We start from the raw sequence: 5,927 nt of genomic DNA, 5'->3' as shown, positions 1-5,927 counted from the left end.
AGGGCGTCGAGGACGACCGGATCACATGCGCTGCGACTCAAGAGGTGCACGACGAAGCAGTCAACTTCATGAAGGGCGTGGAGCTGTGATCGCCTGCACCGTCCCGCTGTTCTTGCGGGGTGAGGTCATCGCGGACGACCTCGTGCCGTTCGAGACTCGCGTCGGCGCCGCGCAATTCCAGGCGCCGGATATGAGCAAGTACGTCGAGCGGCTGCCGCTGAAGAACAGCGGGACGGTGCAGGCGATCACAGCTCCACGCCCTTCATGAAGTTGACTGCTTCGTCGTGCACCTCTTGAGTCGCAGCGCATGTGATCCGGTCGTCCTCGACGCCCTGCTTCTCGCTGTAGCGGATGATGTCTTTCTCGAACGCGACGCTGGCCTGCCCGCACGGACAGTGCAGATCCCAGTCGATCGTGACCTCGTCGCCGGAGATGACGCCGCCCCAATGGGCGCGCAGCAGGATGTCGTACACGGCGGCGCGGCCGGTCTGGACACCGGTCCTGGGCAGCGGCTCGCTGGTGTCGGGATTTAGCACGAATGGGATGACCCACGGCGCCACGTGGTAGCGGCCCTGGCTGCAACCCCAGTGAAAGGTGCTCGATTCGGAAAAGCCGTAACCGACCTGGATGCGGTCGACACCGAGGAAATCTTTGATGACGTCCATGAAATCATCGGCAGCGCAACGCCTTTCATGCCGCCGCCGGTGAGAATCGCCGAGTCGGGAGAGAAGACCTTGCGCACACCGCGGTCCAGTCCGGCCTTGGCGATGTCGTACATCAGGTGGTACGTGCCCAGCATGAACACCCGCTTCCCGCGCAGCTGATCGGTAATGCGGGTGAAGAACGCATCCATGTCCTCGGCCTGGCGCGCCTGCATCGCGATGAACTCGTCCTTGCGGGCGCCAGTGCCGGATCGATCTCGAGCCGATCGAGTTCGCCACGCGACGCCGCCGCCCGCATCTTGGAGGCCAGGAACATCAGATCGGTGTCCACCGCAAAGGGATACAGCGCGTGAAATCTGGTCTCGTCGCCGCCGGTGAAACCCCGCTTGATCATGTCGGCGATGCGCAGATGACCGAGCTTGCCGCTGGCGAAGTTCGGCCACACCACATCGACCGACGGGTTCAGCTCCGCCTCCGTCGGTTCGTGACCAAAAGTCTGAAATAGGCAGATCTTCCACAGCGTCATGCCTTCTTCGGCGCCGCGTTTGTCCTTGGGCAGGATCGAGATGGTGCCGGTGGTGCCGCTGGAGGTGATGACCTCCAGGGGAGTCTGAGCGTCGAGACGGTCGATCCAGTCATCGATCCCGGCGCAGCCGGTGGTGTCGACGCCGTCCAAGTCGTAGCTGGTGAGCTTGTCGAGCCACTTGGTCATCAGGTCGAAGCGCTTCTTGTCGATTAGCGCCGCCGGGTAGGACTTGAAGGAGGTATGCGAGAACAGGAGCGGCACAACATCATTGCATTCATCGAGTTCGCTGATGCCCAGTCGGTCGGCCAGCTTGCGCAGGATCTCGATGCTTTGCTAATGCTCCGCAAAGCGGATGCGCATGGCTTGGCGCTGCAGCTCTTCCAGCTCGAGGCGGCCGATGCTGTGCATCTGCGTGTAGGACTGGCCGAAGAAGCCGATCGGGTCGTTCATGAACTCGTGCACGGGAAGTGCCGTGTTTTCCGTGGCCGTCATCAGGGATCCCTCGATTCGTAGCCGCCCCTGGATGGCCACCATAGCCACCAATGCAGCCGTAGGCAAGATTGCAGGAAACTGCAAATCCTAGGCGAGCCCCGCCATGGCGTGGCCCCGGCTCGCGCTGCGCCGCATCAGCCGCGGCGCCACCATCCGATGCAGGGGACCGATCAACGCCCAGACCGCCCGGGCTGCGACCCGGCGGCGGTAGTGCAGCCGGGTGGTGAGGACCGCCCGGCGACCGTCCTGGCGGCACAGCGTCAGCTCGCCGCGCATCAGCGGCCCGCTGGTCGCCAACACCAGCTCGTCCGGATCCGAACGAACGATCGGCCAACCGATGAGGTGACCGGCGGAGCGGGGCGGACCCAGCCGCAACCTCAGCACGTTGCGGTGGATCCACAACACGAGCTTCCCGCCCGCGCCCGGCTTGTCGCCGAGGCCGTCGCGGAAGGCTTGTTCGGCGGTGCGCGCGTCGCCGGCCGCGATGGGCACCTCGAAGACGTCCACGTAATCGGCCGCGGTCTCACCGGTCTGCGCCCGCTCGTCGAGCACCGCCGCGGCAACGCGTTTCAGGGTCCGCCGCACGACGATGCGGTGCCCGCCCGTGCCGATCACCAGCGCCCGATAGGCCTTGCCATGGATACCGGGGAAGTCCGCCCAGGTGGCCGCCCGCAGCCGGGTGCGCGCGGGGCCGTCGAGTGCGTCGAGCTCGAACACCCATCGATAGACCGCGAACCAGTGGCGACCCTTGAGCGCGAATCGCGCCGGCGGTCGGGCTTCGTCCAGGGTGAAGCCGAACGGCACGGTCGACGGATCGTGCGGGTCGCGGCACATCACCCGCAGCAGGGCCGCCCACGTGTCTTCGCGGCCGGCGCCGATGGTTATGGCATGCTCATCAATGTAGGGTAATCGTTCCATATAGAAGGAATGTACTAGATCGTGGCACCTCCGCGGAAGCATGAAACCGATGTGATCCTCGACGCAGCCCGGGCGCTGGTGCTCGACGGCGGCCCACGCGCGGCCAGCGTGGCCGCAATCGCCAAAGCCAGTGGCGCGCCCGCAGGCACGCTGTATCACCGGTTCGGCAACCGTGACGGCATCCTGACCGCGGCGTGGCTGCGCGCGCTGGAACGCTTCCAGACGAGGGCGCTGGCCGCCGATGGCGACACCCCGACAGACACCGCAGTGGCGATGGCCGTGTCCGCCGTCGGCTTCGCGCGCGCCCTTCCCGAGGATGCTCGGCTGTTGTTGACGATCCGGCCCGGTGACCTGCTCGACGACGAGCCGGACGCGGCGTTCCAGCAGACGCTCGCCACGATGAACGCCCCGCTGACGCAGCGGGTCGCGAGTCTGGCCCGGCAGCTGTATGGGAACAACCGGGCGCGATCGATCGACGCCGTCGCGCGGGCGGTCGCCGACCTCCCGTATGCGGTGGTGCGGCGCCACGCGCACGATGACCCGATGCCGGCCTGGCTGGAAATGGACGTGGCGGCGTCGGCCCTGGCCGTGCTACAGAGCTTTGGCGAACGCCCTTAGCGACTCGACCTGTATGGGATCCAAAGAGGGACGGATGTTTTCGTGCGCCGCCGCGAGGTCGGCCGCCGTCACGTCGGTGGCGTCGATGGATCGGCGCATGGCGGTCAGCGCGGCCTCCCGCAGCAGCGCCACGCAGTCGGCGGCGCTGTAGCCGTCGAGCCCGGCCGCCACCTGGTCCAGGTCGACGTCGGCGCTCAGCGGGATGGATTTTCCTGCCGTGCGCAGGATTTCACCCCGGGCCGCGGCATCGGGCGGTTCGACGAAGACCAGCCGTTCCAGCCGGCCCGGGCGCAGCAGCGCGGGGTCGATCAAGTCCGGCCGGTTGGTGGCGCCCAGCACGACCACGTCGCGCAGCGGATCGACACCGTCGAGCTCGGTGAGCAGCGCGGCCACCACTCGATCAGTCACGCCCGAATCGAAGCTCTGCCCGCGCCGCGGCGCCAGGGCGTCCACCTCGTCGAGGAAGATTAGCGACGGCGCCGAATCCCGGGCCCGCCGAAACAGCTCGCGGACAGCCTTTTCCGAGCTGCCCACCCATTTGTCCATCAGCTCGGAGCCCTTGACGGCGTGCACGGACAGCTGCCCGGTGCTGGCCAGCGCCCGCACGATGAAGGTCTTGCCGCAGCCCGGCGGCCCATACAGCAGCACCCCGCGAGGCGGCTCCACGCCCAGCCGCGCGAACGTGTCCGGATGCTGCAACGGCCACAACACGGCCTCGGTCAGCGCCTGTCTGGCCTCGGCCATGTCACCGACGTCGTCGAGCGTGACGTTGCCGACGCTGACTTCCTCGCTCGCCGAGCGGGACAGCGGCCGGATGACGGTCAGCGCACCCACCAGGTCCTCCTGCCTCAGCTCGGGCGGCTGGCCGTCGGCACTGGCCCGCGATGCGGCCCGCAGCGCCGCCTCGCGCACCAGCGCGGCGAGGTCGGCGACGACGAAACCGGGTGTACGAGACGCGATCTCGTCGAGGTTGAGATCTCCGGTGGGCACGTTCCGCAGCAGCGACTCCAGCAGCGCCTTGCGGGTGCCGGCGTCGGGAAGCGGCAGGCCCAGCTCGCGGTCGCACAGATCGGGGGCCCGCAGCCGGGCATCGAGCTGGTCGGGCCGCGCTGACGTGGCGATCAGGGCGACGCCCTCACTGGCCACGGCGGTACGCAACTCGCCCAGGATCAGCGATGCCACGGGTTCGGCGGTGGCCGGCAGCAGGGCATCGACATCGGTGATCAGCAGCACGCCGCCCCCGTCACGGACGGTCTGCACCGCCGAAGCGACTGCCTTGAGCCGATTTTCGGCGCCCAACGCCCCGGCCTCCGGGCCGTCCAGCGTGACCAGCCTGCGGTCACCGCACACCGCGCGCACCAGCGTCACCTTGCCCACACCGGCCGGGCCCGACACCAGCACACCGAGGTTGGCACCGGCGCCCAAGGTCTTGAGCAGGTGCGGCTCGTCGAGGGCCAGCTTGAGCCATTCGACGAGCTTGGCCGCCTGCGGCTGAGTGCCTTTCAATTCCTCGACGACCATCTCCGGCCTGGCGATTTCGACCGAAATCTGCGGCGCGGCCGCGGCGCCGGATGGAACACCTGACCCCCAGGTGACCAGCGAGTTGGGTTGCACGCTCACCGGTCCCTCCGGGTCGACGCCGGTGACGGTGAGCAGCTCCGAGGTCCAGCTAATGCCCACCGCGGTGGCCAGCGCGCGGGTGGCATCCGACGTCGAGGTGCCGGGACCCAGGTCGCGGGGCAGCAGCGACACGGCGTCGCCCACGGTGATCACCTTGCCCAGCAAGGCTTGTCGCAGGGTGACCGGCGTGACCGACTGGGTGGCCAGCACCGAGCCGGACAGCGTCACCGACCGCGCGCCATAGACGGTGACCGTGCCGACGACCACCGCGGTTCCCTCGCGCAGTCCCGCGTTGGACAGCGTCACGTCGTCGAGCAACGCGGTGCTGACCGGCGTGTCCGGGCCGGCCAGCCCCGCGACGGCCGCCGTGGTGCGCGACCCGATCAACGACACCGCGTCCCATTCCCGAATCCCCAGTGCGGCAATGGCATTCGGATGCAACCGAATGACACCGCGCCTCGAGTCGACGGCGGAGGTGTTCAGCCGGGCTGTCAAGGTGAGCTGACGGACCGGGCTGGCGCGGTCAACGTCGCCGAAGCGACTCACGGCAAGCGCCTGCCCGGCTTGCGCAGGCCGAGGCGCGCCACCGACCGGCGGTTGGGCTGCGCCCGGCGGATCGCCCGCCGCGCGGCGCGGCGCTGCTTGGGTGCGTCATCCCACGCCTCGGGATGCGCGGCCAGCCAGCGCGAGTTGCGGATCGCGAACGGTATGTGGCACAGGTAGGCGACGATGATCACCCAGATCAACATGTAGGGCGCCAGCACCGCGGCGGCCGCGCAGATCGCCAAAACCGCCAGCAGGGGGGCCGCCCAACTCGGCGGCACCGCGACCGCGTGCATCTTGCGCATCGGGATCTTGCTGACCATCAGAATCGAGGTTCCGGTGATCCAGATGCACAGGAACAGCGGCGACGTCCACCAGCCGTCACCGAACTGCAGCTTGAGGCCGATGAGACCGATCATCGAAATCGCACCGGCCGGCGCCGGCATCCCGACGAAGAATTCGTGCGCGTAGGACGGCTGGGTGCCGTCGTCCTGCAAGGCGTTGAATCGCGCGAGCCGCAACACCACGCAGACCGCATAGAGCAGGAT

General features: G+C 68.2%; 8 protein-coding genes. 2 read left to right on the top strand and 6 right to left on the bottom strand.

The genetic code is table 11. From position 1 onward, the window contains the following. Nucleotides 1-85: 85 nt before the first annotated feature. A complete protein-coding gene (locus tag A5652_RS16120) occupies nucleotides 86-268 on the top strand; it encodes a hypothetical protein (protein ID WP_067353255.1) in 183 nt (60 codons plus the stop codon). Here A5652_RS16120 and A5652_RS28640 read toward each other — a convergent pair. The 4 genes from A5652_RS28640 to A5652_RS16110 all read right to left on the bottom strand — a co-directional run bounded on the left by A5652_RS28640 (nucleotide 246) and on the right by A5652_RS16110 (nucleotide 2,598). Continuing rightward, the gene (locus tag A5652_RS28640; RefSeq protein WP_232001212.1) at nucleotides 246-665 is read right to left on the bottom strand and encodes a hypothetical protein; all 420 of its coding nucleotides are present in this window, start codon (nucleotides 663-665) and stop codon (nucleotides 246-248) included. The genes A5652_RS16120 and A5652_RS28640 overlap by 23 nt on opposite strands. 112 nt (nucleotides 666-777) lie before the next feature. Then, complete coding sequence (locus tag A5652_RS28635; protein ID WP_232001211.1) at nucleotides 778-1,449, bottom strand: hypothetical protein; 672 nt, start codon at nucleotides 1,447-1,449, stop codon at nucleotides 778-780. 72 nt (nucleotides 1,450-1,521) lie between these two features. Next, the gene (locus A5652_RS28630) at nucleotides 1,522-1,680 is read right to left on the bottom strand and encodes a hypothetical protein (RefSeq protein ID WP_232001210.1); all 159 of its coding nucleotides are present in this window, start codon (nucleotides 1,678-1,680) and stop codon (nucleotides 1,522-1,524) included. Nucleotides 1,681-1,767: 87 nt separating this feature from the next. Continuing rightward, nucleotides 1,768-2,598, bottom strand: coding sequence for a DUF2867 domain-containing protein (locus tag A5652_RS16110; protein WP_067353252.1), 831 nt, complete (start codon nucleotides 2,596-2,598; stop codon nucleotides 1,768-1,770). A 21-nt stretch (nucleotides 2,599-2,619) separates the two neighbouring features. Here A5652_RS16110 and A5652_RS16105 point away from each other — a divergent pair, with 21 nt between their 5' ends. Beyond that, complete coding sequence (locus A5652_RS16105; RefSeq protein ID WP_067353249.1) at nucleotides 2,620-3,216, top strand: TetR/AcrR family transcriptional regulator; 597 nt, start codon at nucleotides 2,620-2,622, stop codon at nucleotides 3,214-3,216. Here A5652_RS16105 and A5652_RS16100 read toward each other — a convergent pair. Together A5652_RS16100 and A5652_RS16095 are read right to left on the bottom strand one after the other, a co-directional pair. Beyond that, nucleotides 3,190-5,382 carry an AAA family ATPase gene (locus A5652_RS16100; RefSeq protein ID WP_067353246.1) on the bottom strand — a complete coding sequence of 731 codons (2,193 nt, stop codon included), beginning with the start codon at nucleotides 5,380-5,382 and terminating at the stop codon, nucleotides 3,190-3,192. The two genes, A5652_RS16105 and A5652_RS16100, sit on opposite strands and share 27 nt — an antisense overlap. Next, nucleotides 5,379-5,927: phosphatidylcholine/phosphatidylserine synthase (locus A5652_RS16095; RefSeq protein ID WP_369805806.1), on the bottom strand; the 549-nt coding region annotated here is incomplete at its 5' end. The genes A5652_RS16100 and A5652_RS16095, both read right to left, overlap by 4 nt.

Source organism: Mycobacterium sp. 1165178.9, from assembly GCF_001673555.1.
Taxonomy (GTDB): domain Bacteria; phylum Actinomycetota; class Actinomycetes; order Mycobacteriales; family Mycobacteriaceae; genus Mycobacterium.
This window is presented reverse-complemented; position numbering and strand designations above follow the sequence as displayed.